At 59.9% G+C, this 16,771-nt stretch carries 12 protein-coding genes; 9 read left to right on the plus strand and 3 right to left on the minus strand.

From position 1 onward, the window contains the following. The first annotated feature begins 38 nt into the window (after positions 1–38). The 7 genes from CRP02_RS14165 to CRP02_RS14200 all read left to right on the plus strand — a co-directional run bounded on the left by CRP02_RS14165 (position 39) and on the right by CRP02_RS14200 (position 8,468). Positions 39–1,001 (plus strand): glycine--tRNA ligase subunit alpha, encoded by a 963-nt coding sequence (locus tag CRP02_RS14165; RefSeq protein WP_013635520.1) that lies wholly within the window; start codon positions 39–41, stop codon positions 999–1,001. 110 nt (positions 1,002–1,111) lie between these two features. Further along, positions 1,112–1,495: a hypothetical protein gene (locus CRP02_RS14170; RefSeq protein ID WP_323455368.1), complete on the plus strand. Its 384-nt coding sequence runs from the start codon at positions 1,112–1,114 to the stop codon at positions 1,493–1,495. A gap of 120 nt (positions 1,496–1,615) precedes the next feature. Then, complete coding sequence (locus CRP02_RS14175) at positions 1,616–2,167, plus strand: LemA family protein (protein WP_097171528.1); 552 nt, start codon at positions 1,616–1,618, stop codon at positions 2,165–2,167. An 84-nt stretch (positions 2,168–2,251) separates the two neighbouring features. Beyond that, positions 2,252–3,529 carry a 3-phosphoshikimate 1-carboxyvinyltransferase gene (locus CRP02_RS14180; protein WP_097171529.1) on the plus strand — a complete coding sequence of 426 codons (1,278 nt, stop codon included), beginning with the start codon at positions 2,252–2,254 and terminating at the stop codon, positions 3,527–3,529. A gap of 23 nt (positions 3,530–3,552) precedes the next feature. After that, a complete protein-coding gene (locus CRP02_RS14185; protein WP_097171530.1) occupies positions 3,553–5,490 on the plus strand; it encodes a DUF2207 domain-containing protein in 1,938 nt (645 codons plus the stop codon). A 98-nt stretch (positions 5,491–5,588) separates the two neighbouring features. Next, the gene (gene glyS / locus CRP02_RS14190; protein WP_097171531.1) at positions 5,589–7,742 is read left to right on the plus strand and encodes a glycine--tRNA ligase subunit beta; all 2,154 of its coding nucleotides are present in this window, start codon (positions 5,589–5,591) and stop codon (positions 7,740–7,742) included. 231 nt (positions 7,743–7,973) lie between these two features. Further along, a complete protein-coding gene (locus CRP02_RS14200) occupies positions 7,974–8,468 on the plus strand; it encodes a DUF523 domain-containing protein (protein ID WP_097171532.1) in 495 nt (164 codons plus the stop codon). A 60-nt stretch (positions 8,469–8,528) separates the two neighbouring features. Here the strand turns inward: CRP02_RS14200 and CRP02_RS14205 are convergent, their stop codons facing one another. The 3 genes from CRP02_RS14205 to purD all read right to left on the minus strand — a co-directional run bounded on the left by CRP02_RS14205 (position 8,529) and on the right by purD (position 12,622). After that, positions 8,529–10,352, minus strand: coding sequence for a methyl-accepting chemotaxis protein (locus CRP02_RS14205; RefSeq protein ID WP_097101590.1), 1,824 nt, complete (start codon positions 10,350–10,352; stop codon positions 8,529–8,531). A gap of 328 nt (positions 10,353–10,680) precedes the next feature. Next, on the minus strand, positions 10,681–11,193 hold the full coding sequence (locus CRP02_RS14210) for a plant virulence effector HPE1-like domain-containing protein (protein ID WP_097172778.1): 513 nt from the start codon (positions 11,191–11,193) through the stop codon (positions 10,681–10,683). A gap of 157 nt (positions 11,194–11,350) precedes the next feature. Then, positions 11,351–12,622, minus strand: a complete 1,272-nt coding sequence (gene purD, locus CRP02_RS14215) for a phosphoribosylamine--glycine ligase (protein WP_097171533.1) — start codon at positions 12,620–12,622, stop codon at positions 11,351–11,353. Between the two features lie 200 nt (positions 12,623–12,822). Here purD and CRP02_RS14220 point away from each other — a divergent pair, with 200 nt between their 5' ends. Then, positions 12,823–15,147, plus strand: a complete 2,325-nt coding sequence (locus tag CRP02_RS14220; RefSeq protein ID WP_097171534.1) for a Tex family protein — start codon at positions 12,823–12,825, stop codon at positions 15,145–15,147. A 167-nt stretch (positions 15,148–15,314) separates the two neighbouring features. After that, entirely contained in the window at positions 15,315–16,571 is a 1,257-nt protein-coding gene (locus CRP02_RS14225) for an SAM-dependent methyltransferase (protein WP_097171535.1), read from the plus strand. Positions 16,572–16,771: the final 200 nt, after the last annotated feature.

Here is a 16,771-nt window from a genome sequence, read left to right on the forward strand (position 1 = left end):
GAAGTAAGTCAGTGCTTACTTATCCTCACAACGCCGCGATGACTGCAATGACCGATATTCCAGACCACATGAACCCCAAGCGTTCCTTTCAGGCGCTGATCCTGACGCTGCACAATTACTGGGCCGACAAGGGCTGCGCGGTGTTGCAGCCCTATGATATGGAAGTGGGCGCGGGTACGTTTCATCCGGCAACGACGCTGCGCGCGCTGGGGCCGAAGCCGTGGAAGGCTGCCTATGTGCAACCATCACGCCGGCCTTCCGATGGTCGCTACGGTGAAAACCCCAACCGTTTGCAGCATTATTACCAGTATCAGGTCATTCTGAAGCCCAACCCTTCCAACCTTCAGGAACTGTATCTCGGTTCGCTGAAGGCCATCGGTCTCGATCCGCTGCTGCATGATGTGCGCTTCGTCGAAGACGACTGGGAAAGCCCGACGCTCGGCGCCTGGGGTCTCGGCTGGGAGTGCTGGTGCGACGGTATGGAAGTATCGCAATTCACCTACTTCCAGCAGGTCTGCGGCATCGAATGCTCGCCGGTCGCCGGTGAACTGACCTATGGTCTGGAGCGTCTGGCCATGTATGTTCAGGGCGTCGACAATGTCTACGACCTCAACTTCAACGGCCGGGAGGGTGAAGAGAAGATTTCCTATGGCGACGTCTTCTTGCAGGCCGAGCAGGAATATTCCCGCCATAATTTCGAATTTGCCGATACCGGCATGCTGCATCGCCATTTCATCGACGCGGAAAAGGAATGCCTGGCGCTTCTCGCCGCGGGCGCGCCGGGTGATGATGACAATCAGCGCCTGCATAAATGCGTGTTCCCGGCCTATGACCAGTGCATCAAGGCAAGCCATGTCTTCAACCTGCTGGATGCGCGCGGCGTGATCTCGGTGACGGAACGCCAGAGCTATATCCTGCGCGTGCGCACGCTGGCGAAAGCCTGCGGCGAAGCCTTCCTGCTCACGGATGCGGGCGGGTTGAACTGGAACAGGGCCGCCTGATTTTTTAACGGTCAGCCGTTCCCGAGAGTTTCGATGAATTTGAAAGGCCGTTCTTGACGGCCTTTTATTTTATGTGGATTGGTGCGCTGAATACAGCCACGGATTTAACTATGACTAGCATTAGAAACTTCTGTTTTTTGTTCGTATTTGCACTCGGATGCGCTCTCGGAAATGGTGCGGCTGCGGAAACGACAGAGTGGATAAGCGGCAAGGAAGCCTTTCCCCGTGCCGACAAGCTGCGTTCTTTCGGCATGATCGTCACCCGCATGGATTGCAAGGATAGTGGCCAGCGAACTCTCGATGTGGGTAGCGCGCTCGTTCGCATGCATTACACGCGCAACACGGAAATGCGCGACTGGGTTATAGACGGCTGGAACCACCTGGAAGAAAACAAGAACTATTGGGCCGAGCGCGGCTACAAGCTCGCCTCCCATACTCTTTTTGTACGCAAGACATCCGGCCTGAGACTGTATTGTACCGTCTTTTATAAATAACGGGTGTTTGCGTCCCGCGGTGCGTCTCTTCTGGCAAAAACGCAGAGAACGACCGAAGCCTCATGACTTTGCGCTAATGAGCGGCTATCGTGCGCGCAACGAAGCTGGGAATCGCAATTCATGTTCATCACGCTGGCAATCATCGCGGCAATCGCGCTCTATGTCGTCTTCATCTATAACGGGCTCGTCAAGGCGCGGCAGATGAAGGAAGAGGCGTGGTCTGGCATCGACGTGCAGTTGAAACGCCGCGCCGATCTCATTCCCAATCTCATCGAGACCGTGAAGGGTTACGCGGCGCATGAAAAAAGCACCTTCGAGGAGGTGATTGCCATGCGCAACCGGGCCCAGGCCGTACCGGCTGGCGATGTGGAAGGCCGCGCCCAAGCGGAAGGCATGCTGTCGCAGGCGCTCGGCAAGCTCTTTGCACTCGCTGAAGCCTATCCCGATCTGAAAGCCAACACGAACTTTCTGGAATTGCAGCGCTCGCTGGAAACCATCGAGGGCGAACTGCAGATGTCGCGCCGTTATTACAATGGCGCCGCGCGCGATCTGAACGTCAGGGTGGAAAGCTTCCCATCCAATCTGATCGCCGGCCAGTTCGGTTTTGCCAAGTCGCCTTATTTCGAGATCGACAACCCGGCAGACCGCGCCGTGCCGACCGTGAAATTCTAAGGCCACCGTTCCCCGGGTCCAAATCCTCCCGCCGACATTCCTGTATCCCGGCTCTCTGCCGCATTCTTTGACAAGACGACGATCATGATCGAACTGACCATCACCCCGCCCGGCCACCCGCTTTCCGGCACGGTAGAGCCGCCAGGCTCCAAATCCATCACCAACCGCGCGCTTCTGCTGGCTGGCCTCGCCAAGGGCAAAAGCCGCCTAACCGGCGCGTTGAAGAGCGATGATACGCTCTATATGGCCGAAGCCCTGCGCGCCATGGGCGTTAAGGTGACAGAACCCGACGCCACGACCTTCGTGGTGGAGGCTACAGGCGTGCTTCAACAGCCGGAAAAGCCGCTTTTTCTCGGCAATGCCGGCACAGCCACGCGGTTCCTGACTGCGGCTGCAGCACTGGTGGATGGCGCCGTCATCATCGATGGCGACGAGCACATGCGCAAACGCCCGATCATGCCGCTGGTGGAAGCGCTGCGCGCCCTCGGCGTCGAAGCGGATGCGCCGACCGGCTGCCCGCCAGTTACCGTGCGGGGCAAGGGCATGGGTTTCCCGAAGGGCAGCGTCACCATCGATGCCAACCTCTCCAGCCAATATGTGTCGGCACTTTTGATGGCCGCTGCCTGTGGCGACAAGCCCGTTGATATCATCCTCAAGGGCGAGGAAATCGGCGCGAAGGGCTATATCGATCTCACCACATCAGCCATGGAAGCCTTCGGCGCGAAGGTGGAGCGGGTCAGCAACGCCATCTGGCGCGTGCATCCGACAGGTTACACGGCAACCGATTTCCACATCGAACCCGATGCCTCCGCCGCTACCTATCTCTGGGGCGCGGAACTTCTGACCGGCGGTGCTATCGATATCGGTACGCCCGCCGACAGGTTCACCCAGCCGGATGCCAAGGCCTATGAGGTCATGGCGCAGTTTCCGCACCTGCCCGCTGAAATCGACGGTTCGCAGATGCAGGACGCCATTCCGACCATTGCCGTTCTCGCCGCCTTCAACGAAACACCGGTACGTTTCGTCGGCATCGCCAATCTGCGCGTCAAGGAATGTGACCGCATCCGCGCCGTCTCGCTCGGGCTCAACGAAATCCGTAACGGTCTGGCGCATGAGGAAGGCGACGACCTGATCGTGCATGCCGATCCGGCGCTCGCTGGTCAGACGGTCGATGCCTCCATAGATACTTTTGCCGATCACCGCATCGCCATGAGCTTTGCGCTCGCGGCGCTGAAGATCGGCGGCATCGCCATCCAGAACCCGGCCTGCGTGGGCAAGACCTATCCGGGCTACTGGAATGCGCTCGCCTCGCTCGGCGTCGACTATACCGAAAAGGAAAGCGCTGCCGAGCCGCAGCACTGAAACCGGCTGGAGGAGACCGCCCCGTGAAGACCATCGCCGCAAGACTTCTCGCGCTGCTTGTCTTCTTGGGCGCGGCCTGCCCGGCCTTTGCGGAAGAATTCATCCGCTCCTATCATTCCGTCGTCGAGGTTGCGAAGAGTGGCGAACTGACGGTGACGGAAACCATCACCGCCCGTGCCGAAGGCCAGAACATCAAGCGCGGCATCTTCCGCGATTTCCCGCTTTATGCGCTGGATGCGAATAACCGCCGCACCAAGGTGGATTTTAACGTCGTTTCCGTGGAGCGGGATGGCGCGCCGGAGAACTGGCGCACCGAGAATATCGATGGCGGCATCCGCATCTATACCGGCAGCGCCGACCGTTTTCTGCCGACCGGCGAGCATATCTTCCAGATCACCTACACCACCGCCCGGCAGATCCGTTATTTCAGCGATTATGACGAACTCACCTGGAACGTCACTGGCAATGGTTGGCAGTTTCCGATGGGTGAGATTTCCGCCACCATCACTTTGCCACAGGGCGTGAAGGCCACCGATACTGCCGTTTTCACCGGTCCACTCGGTGCCAAAGGCAAGGATGCGCGCATTTTAAGCGAAGGCAACGAGGTGTTTTTCGCCTCTACCCGCCCGTTTTCAGTGGGCGAGGGCATGACAGTTGCCGTGAAGTTACCGAAGGGCGCCATTGCCGCCCCCGACTCCTCGCAGGAGGCAGGTTGGTGGCTACGTGACAATCTTGCCATCCTGCTTTCGGGCGGCGGGCTTTTCGCAGTGCTGCTCTATTATCTGCGAGCATGGTTCGCGGTCGGCCGTGATCCGGCCAGGGGCATAGTCGTGCCGCGCTGGGATGCGCCGGAGGGGCTTTCGCCGGCTCTGGTCAATTACGTTGATAACAGGGGTTTTTCCGGCGCAGGCTGGACAGCGCTGTCCGCCTCGGCACTTGATCTGGCGGTCAAGGGTTATGTCGTTCTGGAGGATCTGAAGAACTCCATCGTCATCCGCCGCACGCAAAAGCAGGCTGGGGCGGAGTTGCCGAGCGGGCAGAAGACGCTGTTGTCCTCCATCGGTGGTCCGGGCGAGACGCTCACCATCGACAAGGCCCACGGTGCGGAAGTCGAAAAGGTCGGAACGCAGTTCCGCGCGGCGATAGAGAAAGAGCACCGCGGCAAATATTACCGCAGCAATGCCGGTTACATCGTTTTCGGCATCTTCTTCAGCGTCGCCATCATCGTCGCGACACTGGTGTTCGGTGATCTCGATGAAAGCGCCATCGCCGCCGTGCTGGTCTTCGGGTTTTTCGCCTTCTTTTTCAGCATCCTGTCGATCGGCATCGGCCGGCAGTTCTCGCGCGGTGCACCGCTGCGCAAGCGCATCGGCGGCATCGTCATGCTGGCCTTTGCCGGTTTTGTGGCGTTTTCGGCCATTGGCGGCATTGCCACGCAGATCCTGCTGGATGTGACACATGACACCAAGTCGCTGGCGCTGGCCGCCATCGGCGGCATCGTGCTTACCAATGCGCTGTTCCTGTTCCTGATGGGCGCGCCGACGCCGCTCGGCCGCAAGCTGATGGATGGCATCGAGGGCCTCAGAACCTATCTGACGCTGGCGGAAAAGGATCGGATGAACATGGCGGATGCCCCCGCCATGTCGCCGCAGCATTTCGAGACATTGCTGCCCTATGCGGTCGCGCTCGGCGTGGAAAAACCCTGGAGCCGCACCTTCGAGACCTGGCTTGCCACGGCTGCTGCCGGTGCAGCGGCGGCAAGTTATGCGCCCGGCTGGTATTTGGGCAGCAATTACGGCAGCTTCGGAGACCGGATTGGCGGGTTCTCCACTTCCATGGCGAATACAATCGCTTCCACCATTCCCCAGCCTGTCAGCTCATCTTCCTCCAGCTTTTCAGGTGGCGGCGGTGGTGGTTCTTCCGGTTCGGGCGGCGGCGGCGGTGGTGGCGGCGGCTGGTAACGTCCACCGACGGTAATTTAACCGATAGCTGATGACTTTTGCCGCTGGTCTTGCTAAGTCCGCGACACTCTTTTGCAACAGATTAAAGTCCTTATCCCATGCCCGATCTTCTGCTTGAACTTCGCTCCGAGGAAATCCCCGCACGCATGCAGCGCAAGGCGGCGGGCGATCTGAAGAAACTCGTCACTGACGCCTTGGTGGAGAGAGGGCTGACCTATGAGGGTGCGCGCGAATATTGGACGCCGCGCCGCCTGACGCTGGATATTCGCGGCCTCAATGCCCGCTCCGCCGATGTCAGGGAAGAAAAAAAGGGTCCGCGCACCGATGCCAATGAAAAGGCGATTGAGGGCTTTCTGCGTGGCGCTGGCCTTAATGATGTCTCCGAGGCTCAGGTCGTTTCCGATCCGAAGAAAGGCGATTTCTACATCGCCATCATCAACAAGCCCGGCCGCCCGGCGGAAGAGATCATCGCCGAGGTGATGCCCGGCATCATCCGCTCCTTCCCCTGGCCGAAATCCATGCGCTCCGGCCCGGCCTCCATGCCGAAGGGCTCTAGCTATGCCGGCATCGAAGGCAAGGGCTCGGAGAGCCTGCGCTGGGTGCGCCCGCTGCAATCCATCGTCTGCCTGTTCGGCCCCGAACATGACGAAACCCAGGTCATTCCCTTTGTCATCGACGGCATCGTCGCTGGCAACGTCACCTATGGCCACCGTTTCCATGCGCCGGGTCCGATCACCGTGCGCCGTTTCGAGGATTATGTCTCGAGCCTTGAAAAGGCGAAGGTCATTCTCGATGCCGACCGCCGCAAGGATATCATCCTGCACGATGCCAAGGATCTGGCATTTGCCAACGGTCTTGAGCTGGTGGAAGACGAAGGCCTTCTGGAAGAAGTCTCCGGCCTCGTTGAATGGCCGCAGGTGCTGATGGGAACTTTCGAGGAGGATTATCTGCAGATCCCGGCGGAAATCATCCGTCTTACCATCAAGACCAACCAGAAGTGTTTCGTCACCCGTAATCAGGGTGCGGAAGAGGGACTTTCCAATCGCTTCATCCTGATCTCGAACATCGAAGCAAGCGACGGCGGCAAGGAAATCATCCATGGCAACGGCAAGGTCGTCCGCGCCCGCCTGTCGGATGCCCGCCATTTCTGGAACCGTGACCAGGGCGATCTGCCCGATCTGGAGACGCTCAAGGATTCGGCTGCGAAATTCGGCCTCGATCTGAAGAAGCCGCTCGACCAGCGCATGGCGAAGCTCGATGCGCTGAACGTTACCTTCCATGCCAAGCTCGGCACTCAAGGGCAGCGTGTGGCCCGCATTCGCGAACTGGCCAAGGCTCTGGCCCCCGTCGTCGGTGCCGATGCTGCTCTGGTGGACCGCGCCGTGGTGCTGGCGAAAGCCGACCTGCGCACCGAAGCCGTCGGCGAATTCCCCGAGCTTCAGGGCCTGATGGGCCGAAAATACGCAACCTTGCAGGGCGAAAACGAAAGTGTCGCCGCGGCGATCGAGGATCACTACAAGCCGCAAGGCCCATCGGATCGCCTGCCAGCCGACAAGGTGGCGATCACGGTTGCTCTCGCCGACAAGCTCGACACGCTCGTCGGCTTCTGGGCCATCGATGAAAAGCCGACCGGTTCGAAGGATCCCTTCGCACTGCGCCGTGCGGCGCTGGGCGTGGTTCGCATTCTGCTTGAAAAGAACGTGCGCCTGCCGCTCTTGAGCGTCGCGAAGGATACTGACCTCCTCTCCTTCTTCCACGACCGCCTGAAGGTCTATCTGCGCGATCTTGGCGCCCGCTACGATCTGATCGATGCAGTCCTGACACCGGAATCCGACGACCTGCTGATGATCGCCCGCCGTGTCGAGGCGCTGACCGCCTTCATCACCGGCGAAGATGGCCGGAACCTACTGGCCGGTGCAAAGCGCGCCACCCAGCTTCTGGCCGCAGAGGAAAAGAAGGGCACTGTGGTTGCGAACAGCGTTTCAGAAGAACTACTGAAGCTCGACGCCGAAAAGGCGCTTTGCGCGGCGATCAAGACCGCTTCCGCCGATGCCGCAAAGGCCGTCGAGACGGAAGATTTCCGCTCCGCCATGCAGGCGCTTTCGACGCTTCGCGCGCCCGTCGACAAGTTTTTCGAGGATGTTCTCGTCAACGATGAGGACGCGGCCATCCGCGCAAACCGTCTGGCGCTGTTGAAGGCCATTCGTGAAGCCACCGGAACGGTTGCGGATTTCTCGAAGATCACAGGGTGAGAACATGGGGGTAAACGGGCATTGCAGAATGCTGGGTTTCACCCCCCTCTGTCCTGCCGGACATCTCCCCCACAAGGGGGGAGATCGAATCGTTGCGACCGTTCGATCATCCTCAAAGTTAAGGATTTGGCGGGGAGTGTCCCGCTTGCCGATCTCCCCCCTTGTGGGGGAGATGCCCGGCAGGGCAGAGGGGGGTATTTCTGCTTCCACGCTTGCCCGGCTCGTTTTGCAATGACTCACACGCCCCCCAAAATCCTCATCAGCGCCTGCCTTCTCGGCCAGCCGGTCAGATATGACGGCAAGGGCAAACCTCTCGTCCACCCGGCGATAGACCGCTGGCGGGATGAATGGAGGCTGGTGGCGATCTGTCCGGAAATGGCGGGTGGCATGTCCGCGCCGCGCCCGCCGGCAGAGATCGAGAAGGGAGCTTCCGGTCTCGATGTGCTGGAAGGCCGCGCCCGGGTGCTGGAAGTAACCGGCGGCGATGTCACGGCGGAATTTATTGCCGGTGCGGAAAAGGCGTTGGCCCTTGCGGAAGCCAATGGCTGCACGCACGCGCTATTGATCGACGGCAGCCCGTCCTGCGGATCGGTTGCGATCTATGACGGCTCGTTCTCCGGCATCAAACATGCGGGCAATGGCGTGACGGCGGCGCTGCTTGAAAGAGCGGGAATTGTGGTCTTTTCGCCTGCTGATATCGACCAGCTCGATACTCTGACTCGTTGAAACAAAAAAACGCCGGAGTTTCCTTCCGGCGTTTTCGTTTATCCATCACCTCAGCGTCTATCACCCCGCCATGCGCATCTGCTCTGCCATACCGTGAAGCTGGTGGCTGGAGGAGACGCGGAAGCCGCGGATGAGGTTCAGCAGCTCTTCGGTATCCACGGCCAGCGCTTCCGCCGAAGCCGTGGTCTCTTCCGCCATCGCCGCATTGTGCTGGGTGGCGACGTCGAGCTGGTTGAGCGATGTGGAGATCGAGCGCAGCGTCGTGTCCTGTTCGGCCGCCGAATGGGCGATCTTGCCGACGATCTCGTTGGCGGATTTGATCTGGTCCGAGATGCGTTTCAGCGCGTCACCGGCTTCGCCGACGAGACGCACGCCGTTTTCCACCTGGTTGGAAGAGCGGGCGATCTGGTCCTTGATCTCCTTGGCGGCGGCGGCGGATTTCTGCGCCAGTTCGCGCACTTCCTGTGCCACCACGGCAAAGCCCTTGCCCGCTTCCCCGGCGCGCGCCGCTTCCACACCCGCATTCAGTGCCAGAAGATTGGTCTGGAAAGCAATATCGTCGATCACGCCGATGATGTTTGAAATCTGATCGGAAGATTGTTCGATGCCGCTCATCGCCGCAATCGCTTCTTCCACCACCCGGTCGCTGCGCATCGCTTCGGAACTGACTGTCGTGACGCGCTTGGCAGCGTCGGCTGCGCCTTCGGCCGTCTGGCGCACCGCAACCGTCAATTCGTCGAGCGCGGCAGAGGTTTCCTCGAGATTTGCCGCCTGCCGTTCGGTGCGCTGCGAAAGCTCGTTGGAGGCCTTGCGGATTTCTTCCTTCGAGCCGCCGATATCGATGCTCTTGGAATTAACCTTGGCCATGGCGGCGTCGAGATGGGTCAATGCCTCGTTGAAATTGTCGCGCAGCGCGGCGTAACGGTTGCCGAGATCGGCGCAACGCACGGTCAGATCACCGCCGGCGAGTTTTTCCAGCGCCTCGCCAATGGTGGTGACGACACGCGCCTGCAATGCGGCCTCGTCGCGCTGCATGTCGAGGTTGTTCTGGCGCTCGGCGTTGAGCTGCTGCTGCTGTTCTTCTTCCCGGCGCTGCATCGCGTGGCGCTCCCGCACCTTGTCCTGAAGCGAGGCCGTGGCCTTCGCCATCATGCCCACCTCGTTTGTCAGCCCGGTATGGGGAATGGTGAGCGAGACGTTCTCATTGGCGACTTCACCCAGCGCCCGGTGAATGTCGCCGAGCGGCTTCGAGATGCCCCGGATGACGTAGAAGGCGGCGGCAAGTGCCAGCACGAAGATGGCGGCACCGATGGACAGCGCCCTCATCACCTCGCCACGGACCTGGGCATTCAGATCATCGATGTAAACGCCGGTCACGACCACCACCTGCCAGGGCTCAAAAGCAAGGGCGTAGGAGCTTTTGGCGTAGTCATTGCCTTCCATGCCGGGCTTCGGACCGTAGAAATCCGTCTGGCCGCCGCCGTTGCGGCCAAGCCGTACGAGCTCGTCACGATACTGGAAGCCCTTGCTGTCCGGCTTGCCCTTGTAGTTCTCGCCGACACGCTTTGCGTCGGGATGGAATTTCATCGTCACGTCGTAGTCGTAACCGAACAGATAGCCATCCGGGGTGAACCGCATGGCGCTGACGGTGGCGAAGGCCTGCTTCATGGCGTCTTCGCGTGAAAGCGTCCCGGCCTTTTCCTTGTCGTGGAAGGATTGCAGGATGGAAATGGCGGATTGCACCTGTGTCCGCAGCATGCCGTAGCGTTCTTCATAGATCGCGTCGGTGGCGGATTTCAGCTGGTAAAACGTTGCTGCTGCGAAGGCGGCCATAAGGGCCACCACGAGCACGATCAGCTGACGGGAAATGGAAAGATTCTTCATGGGCGCTCACAAGCTTTTGCGTCGCGAGCCGGAAAAAGCCGCGCGCTGCCGAAGTTTCGAAAATGGGAAGGCGCCTGATGCGCTGTGATCAGCCTGAAAAGCAAAAGTCCGCTCCAAGCCCTCATGTCGTGCTGCATCGCACTATGAGGTCACTTAGCGGCGAAAAATTTGAATAAATATTTAATTAGAAAAAGCTTTATGAGCCTGCTTGGCAGAATAATGGATGAAGAATTTAATATTCACCGTATAGTTGCCGTGAACTTTGAAAAATGCAGCGATGACGCGATTATTTGACTTTTGTCATCAAAGACGGCGCCGACACTGTCGGTCAATTGCCGCGCAATTTGAAATCCTGGAAATCGGGTGTCGCTATTACTGATGCGCTTGACGGTGCCGTGGCATTGGCCGCCGAAATTGTCTTCGTCGCTGCCGTGGTCGCCGTCATGTCTATGCCTGCGGGCGTGGCTGCCGTTTCCTGGGGGGGAGTGCCAGCTTCACCCTCATCATAGGTCGCAATTGCGGTGGCAGGGGTTTCCTGCGGCATCCACGCGGGATTGGTGCTGACGAAGGTGACGGGCGCGCCGCCAAGCCAGGCCTCGGTGCGCACCAGCGTGCGCTTACCCTCGATTTCACGCATTTCCGTGTGCTGCGTGCCTGGCTCGATGGAGGGGATGGCAAAGCCCTCGGGGGCAGCTTTATCCTTCACGGGCTGGCAGCCGGCGCAATCGAGACGAACGAAGCTGCCATTGCTGGTGTGGGTGCCGTTTACATATTCGATGGAAGACGCCATCGCCGACCCGCCGGTCAGCGCGACAACCGCTGTCAAAAGAAGACGACGCATCGAAAAACCCCCGAAATGACGGCGCAGCCTCACGATCGAGACAGAATGCGCCCTTCAATGTTCGGCAGATATTATCGGTCTTTCGTTTCCATCAGGTCAGCAAACTTGGTAAAAATTGAGCGAAATCTCCGCTCGGGCCGCTGTATGCCTTAAATGGTCAGACTTTTTCGCGCGCCACGGCCTGCCAGCCGATATCGCGACGGCAGAAGCCGTTTTCCCATTCCACCTTGTCCGCCAGCGCATAGGCGCGCGCCTGCGCCTCCGTCACGTTCTTGCCAAAGGCGGTGACGTTCAGCACGCGTCCGCCCGTCGCCACCAGTCTGCCGTCCTTAAGCGCCGTCCCGGCATGGAACACCTTTGCCTCTTCGCTGGCATCGGGAATATGGGCGATCGGCGTGTTCTTGTCGTAGGCACCGGGATAACCCTTGGAAGCTAGAACAACGGTCAGCGCCGCATCGTCGCGCCATTCCGCTTCCACCTTGTCCAGCGTGCCGGTGGCAGTGGCGTAGAGGATCGGCAGCAGGTCGCTCTTGAGGCGCATCATCAGCACCTGACATTCCGGATCGCCGAAACGCACATTGTATTCGATCAGCTCGGGGCCTTTGGCGGTGATCATCAGACCGGCGAAAAATACGCCGGAGAAGGGATTGCCGTCTTTCGCCATGCCAGAAATAGTCGGTTCGATGATTTCTTTCATGGTGCGCTCCACCATGGCTGGTGTCATCACCGGGGCGGGGGAATAGGCGCCCATGCCGCCGGTGTTGGGGCCGGTGTCGCCATCACCCACGCGCTTGTGGTCCTGGGCTGTTGCCAACGCCAGCGCGGTTTTGCCATCGGAAAGGCAGAAGAAACTGGCTTCCTCACCGTCGAGGAAAGCTTCCACCACAACCTCGGCGCCGGCAGCGCCAAAAGCGCCGTCGAAACAGTCGTCGATGGCGGCAAGAGCTTCCGCCTTGCTCATGGCAACCGTTACGCCCTTGCCGGCGGCAAGCCCGTCGGCCTTGATGACGATGGGTGCGCCCTGTTCACGGACATATTGCTTGGCCGGTTCGGCGGTCTTGAAACGCTGATAAGCCCCGGTTGGAATATCGTAACGGGCGCATAGATCCTTCGTGAACCCCTTGGAACCCTCAAGCTGAGCGGCTGCTTTCGAAGGCCCGAAGGTGGCAATACCAGCCGCACGCAGATCATCCGCCAGACCCGCAACCAGCGGCGCTTCCGGTCCGACGACGACGAAGTCGATCGTCTTTTCCCTGGCGAAGGCGATAACGGCGGCGTGGTCTTCCACGTCAAGCGCAACGAGTGTCGCATGGTCGGCGATGCCGGGATTGCCGGGAGCGGCATAAAGTTCATCGAGCAGGGGAGACTGGGCGATTTTCCACGCCAGCGCATGTTCGCGTCCGCCGGAACCGATCAACAGAACTTTCATGGTCAACACCCCTGCAAATTCGCCTGTAACCTTGTTTGAGGGGCGTTAAGGGCAGGGGGGCGAAAGGTCAAGGAGAAAGCGCCGGAAATGCCCGTCTTTCCCTCGAACTCAGCCTTTCCTGTGAATCGTTGCCGCCTCTTGTTGTCACGCCACAATCAGACATTATGTTCGCCGCTCCAGATGTGACATCAGAGAACCCCATGACCGCAGATAATGCCCGCCTCGCCACGCTCATCGCCTCCGAAATCAACGCCCGCGCCGATCAGGTGAAGGCGGCAGTGGCGTTGCTGGACGAGGGAGCGACCGTGCCCTTCATCGCCCGTTACCGCAAGGAAGCGACGGGAGGGCTGGATGACACCCAGCTTCGAACGCTTGCCGAACGCCTCGTCTATCTGCGTGAACTCAATGCGCGCCGCGCCTCCATTGTGGATACCATCAACGGTCAGGGCAAGATGACGGATGCCCTGATGGTCAAGATCATGCAGGCGGGCACCAAGGCGGAGCTGGAAGACCTTTATCTGCCCTACAAGCCGAAGCGCCGCACCCGCGCCGAAATCGCCCGCGAGCGCGGTCTCGGTCCGCTGGCCGAAGCGATCTGGGCAAACCGCGCAGCTGATCCGGCAAAGCTTGGCGAGGCCTATGTGCAGGGCGAGGTGGCGGATGTGAAGGCAGCGCTTGAAGGCGCGCGCGACATCGTGGCGGAAACCATGACGGAAAACGCCGATCTTCTTGGACGCCTGCGCGACTATATGCGCCAGAACGCCATTTTCCGCGCCAAGGTGGTCGACGGTAAGCAGGCGGCAGGCGAAAAATTCTCCGATTATTTCGATCATTTCGAGCGCTGGGCGACGGTGCCGGGACACCGCGCGCTGGCCATGCTGCGCGGCTGGAACGAGGAAATTCTGACGCTGACCATCGATGTCGATGCGGATGATCCCTCTCCGGTCAAGCCGGCGCAGCGTACCGTCGCGGCCGCGTTCGATATCCGCAATGCCGGCCCCGCCGATCAATGGTTGATGGAAGTGGCAGGCTGGACCTGGCGGGTGAAGCTCTCCATGTCGCTTTCGCTCGATCTGATGCGCGAATTGCGCGAACGTGCGGAAGAAGAGGCGATCAATGTCTTCGCCCGCAATCTGAAGGATTTGCTGCTGGCCGCACCGGCGGGCTCCCGCGCCACCATGGGGCTCGATCCGGGCATCCGCACCGGCGTCAAGGTGGCCGTGGTGGATGGCACCGGCAAGCTGCTCGACACCACGACGGTCTATCCCTTCCAGCCGAGGAACGACGTGCGCGGCGCGCAGGCGGAACTCGCCATGCTCATCCGCAAGCACAATGTCGAGCTGATCGCCATCGGCAACGGCACAGGCAGCCGTGAGACGGAAAAGCTGGTCGCCGATCTGCTGACACAGATGCCGGCTTCGGCTTCCGGCGCAAAGCCCACCAAGGTCATTGTTTCAGAGGCGGGCGCGTCGGTCTATTCCGCGTCGGAACGGGCGGCGGCGGAATTCCCCAATCTCGACGTGTCCCTGCGTGGCGCGGTATCCATCGCCCGCCGCCTTCAGGACCCGCTGGCCGAACTGGTGAAGATCGAGCCGAAATCCATCGGCGTCGGGCAGTATCAGCACGATGTCGATCAGGGCCGTCTCAGCCGTTCACTCGACGCGGTCGTGGAAGATGCGGTGAATGCCGTCGGTGTCGATCTCAATACCGCGTCCTCGCCGCTTCTGGCGCGGGTTTCCGGCCTCGGTGCTTCGATTGCCGACGCCATCGTCGCGCACCGTGACCAGACCGGCCCCTTTGCCAGCCGCAAGGAGCTGTTGAAGGTGCCGCGCCTTGGCCAGCGCACCTTCGAGCAATGCGCCGGCTTTCTACGTATTCCCAACGGCAAGGAACCACTGGATTCGTCCTCCGTGCACCCCGAAGCTTATGGCGTTGCGAAAAAGATCGTTGCCGCCTGCGGTCGCGACCTGCGCACGCTGATGGGTGACAGCGCCACGCTGAAGGGGCTGGATCCGAAGCGCTTCATTGACGAGCAATTCGGCCTGCCCACCGTCAAGGACATCATCGCCGAACTGGAAAAGCCCGGCCGAGACCCACGTCCGAGCTTCAAGACGGCGACCTTTGCCGATGGCGTGGACGAGATCACCGATCTGAAACCGGGCATGTTGCTGGAAGGTACCGTCACCAATGTCGCCGCCTTCGGCGCTTTCGTGGATATCGGTGTGCATCAGGACGGGCTCGTGCATGTCTCGCAGCTGGCCGACCGTTTCGTGAAAGACCCGCATGAGGTCGTGAAAGCGGGTGATGTCGTCAAGGTCCGTGTCGTGGAAGTGGATGTGAAGCGCAAGCGTATTGCCCTCACCATGCGCAAGGACGGTGGCGAGGCGGCACCCCAGCCAATGCGCGAAAAGGGCAATTCGGGCGCCATGCGCCATGCGAATTCCAAACCGCAGGGACACAACGAAGGGTCGCAATCCGGTGGTGCTCTTGCCGCGGCTCTGGCCGAAGCGATGAAGCGACGCTGACCTCCGGTTGAAATGATTTCTATGGAAAAGCCCTGCCGGAAACCCCGGTGGGGCTTTTTGCTTGATGAAATCGTTCAATTTTTTTGAAATAAGACTATCTTGAAACTTGTGCCGAAAGGAATACGGTCAGAAAAATTGATAAGTGAGACTTAGCAATTGGGGGTGCCATGGCGTCGTCTCTGCATGTTCTTCTCGAAAAGATAATCAAGAACGGTAATCTTGTCGTCAATAGCCCGGGTGGTAGCCGTACATTTGGTGACGGTACCGGAACAAGGGTGGTTCTGAATTTCACCGACGAAGCTGCCATGCAGGAGATCGCTGCCGATCCTGCGCTGAAACTCGCCGAGATTTATATGGAAGGCCGTATGCAGCTCGTCGAGGGCGACATCTACGACTTTCTGGCACTGGTTAAAAGCAACACGCTTAGCGAGGCGCTGTCCTTCGGCATGGTGTGGCGTGGTATGGCCCGCATCATCGCCGCCCGCATCAGGATGCATCTGCCGGTCAACCACAACAAGAGCAACGTCGCACATCACTATGATCTGAGCGCCAAGCTGTTCGACATCTTCCTCGATGAGGACTGGCAATATTCCTGCGCCTATTTCAATCCGCCGGGCATCAGCCTTTATGAGGCGCAGGTCGCCAAGAAGCGGCACATCGCCGCCAAGCTGATGACGGAGCCGGGCCAGAGCGTACTGGAGATCGGATCCGGCTGGGGCGGTATGGCGATGTATATTGCCGAAAGTGCAGGTGCCGATGTGACCGGCATCACGCTCAGCGAGGAGCAACTGCGCGTTTCCCGCGACCGCGCAGCAAAACGTGGGCTTGCCGGCAATGTTCGTTTCGAATTGCAGGACTACCGTTACCTGCCTGCCTCGAAGAAATTCGACCGTATCGTCTCGGTCGGCATGTTCGAACATGTCGGGCCGACCCATTACCGCGATTATTTCGACAAGGTGGCGGAGGTTCTGGACGACAAGGGCGTGATGGTGCTGCATTCCATCGGCCAGCCCAGTCCGGCACTGGCGACCAATCCCTTCATCGAAAAATATATTTTCCCCGGTGGTTACATCCCCTCGCTTGCCGAGGTGCTGCCGGCCATCCAGAAGTCGGGGCTGCTGGTGAAGGATATCGAAATCCTGCCCATGCATTATGCGCATACGCTGCGGCACTGGCGCGAACGTTTCGTGGCGCGCAAGGCAGAGGCGGTAGCACTTTATGACGAACGTTTCTTCCGCATGTGGGAATTTTATCTGGCGGGGTCCGAAATGGCCTTCACCCACGAAAATTTCCATATTTTCCAGATCCAGCTCGCCAAGGATCGCGACGCCGTTCCGCATAATCGCGATTACATCAACCGCAACGAGGAGAGGCTTCTGGAGTTCGAAAAGACACGGCCGCCGCTTGAGAAGGTTATGTTCTGACGAGCGCGCGAACGGCGCTCGTACAGATTGCCGACAAATGTCTCCGCAGATTCGACGTCATCCTCGGGCTTGTCCCGAGGATCCACCCACGTTGCGTAAAATCGGGCGGTTGCAGATGCTCGGGACAAGCCCGAGCATGACGGAGGTGAGGTTTTGAGGCCTTGTCGCCACCCCCAACGCAGGAGGCGCATTTCTTCCCG

The sequence above is a fragment of the Rhizobium sp. AN5 genome (assembly GCF_900215255.1).
Taxonomy (GTDB): Bacteria; Pseudomonadota; Alphaproteobacteria; order Rhizobiales; family Rhizobiaceae; genus Agrobacterium; species Agrobacterium tumefaciens.

Excerpts from the sequence above, each read along its gene's own strand:
- CRP02_RS14200 (WP_097171532.1), top strand. The coding sequence starts at position 7,974 with ATGACTCACACGCCCCCCAAAATCCTCATCAGCGCCTGCCTTCTCGGC.
- CRP02_RS14210 (WP_097172778.1), bottom strand. The coding sequence starts at position 11,193 with ATGCGTCGTCTTCTTTTGACAGCGGTTGTCGCGCTGACCGGCGGGTCG.
- CRP02_RS14205 (WP_097101590.1), bottom strand. The coding sequence starts at position 10,352 with ATGAAGAATCTTTCCATTTCCCGTCAGCTGATCGTGCTCGTGGTGGCC.
- CRP02_RS14175 (WP_097171528.1), top strand. The coding sequence starts at position 1,616 with ATGTTCATCACGCTGGCAATCATCGCGGCAATCGCGCTCTATGTCGTC.
- CRP02_RS14225 (WP_097171535.1), top strand. The coding sequence starts at position 15,315 with ATGGCGTCGTCTCTGCATGTTCTTCTCGAAAAGATAATCAAGAACGGT.
- glyS (WP_097171531.1), top strand. The coding sequence starts at position 5,589 with ATGCCCGATCTTCTGCTTGAACTTCGCTCCGAGGAAATCCCCGCACGC.
- CRP02_RS14220 (WP_097171534.1), top strand. The coding sequence starts at position 12,823 with ATGACCGCAGATAATGCCCGCCTCGCCACGCTCATCGCCTCCGAAATC.
- purD (WP_097171533.1), bottom strand. The coding sequence starts at position 12,622 with ATGAAAGTTCTGTTGATCGGTTCCGGCGGACGCGAACATGCGCTGGCG.
- CRP02_RS14180 (WP_097171529.1), top strand. The coding sequence starts at position 2,252 with ATGATCGAACTGACCATCACCCCGCCCGGCCACCCGCTTTCCGGCACG.
- CRP02_RS14165 (WP_013635520.1), top strand. The coding sequence starts at position 39 with ATGACTGCAATGACCGATATTCCAGACCACATGAACCCCAAGCGTTCC.
- CRP02_RS14170 (WP_323455368.1), top strand. The coding sequence starts at position 1,112 with ATGACTAGCATTAGAAACTTCTGTTTTTTGTTCGTATTTGCACTCGGA.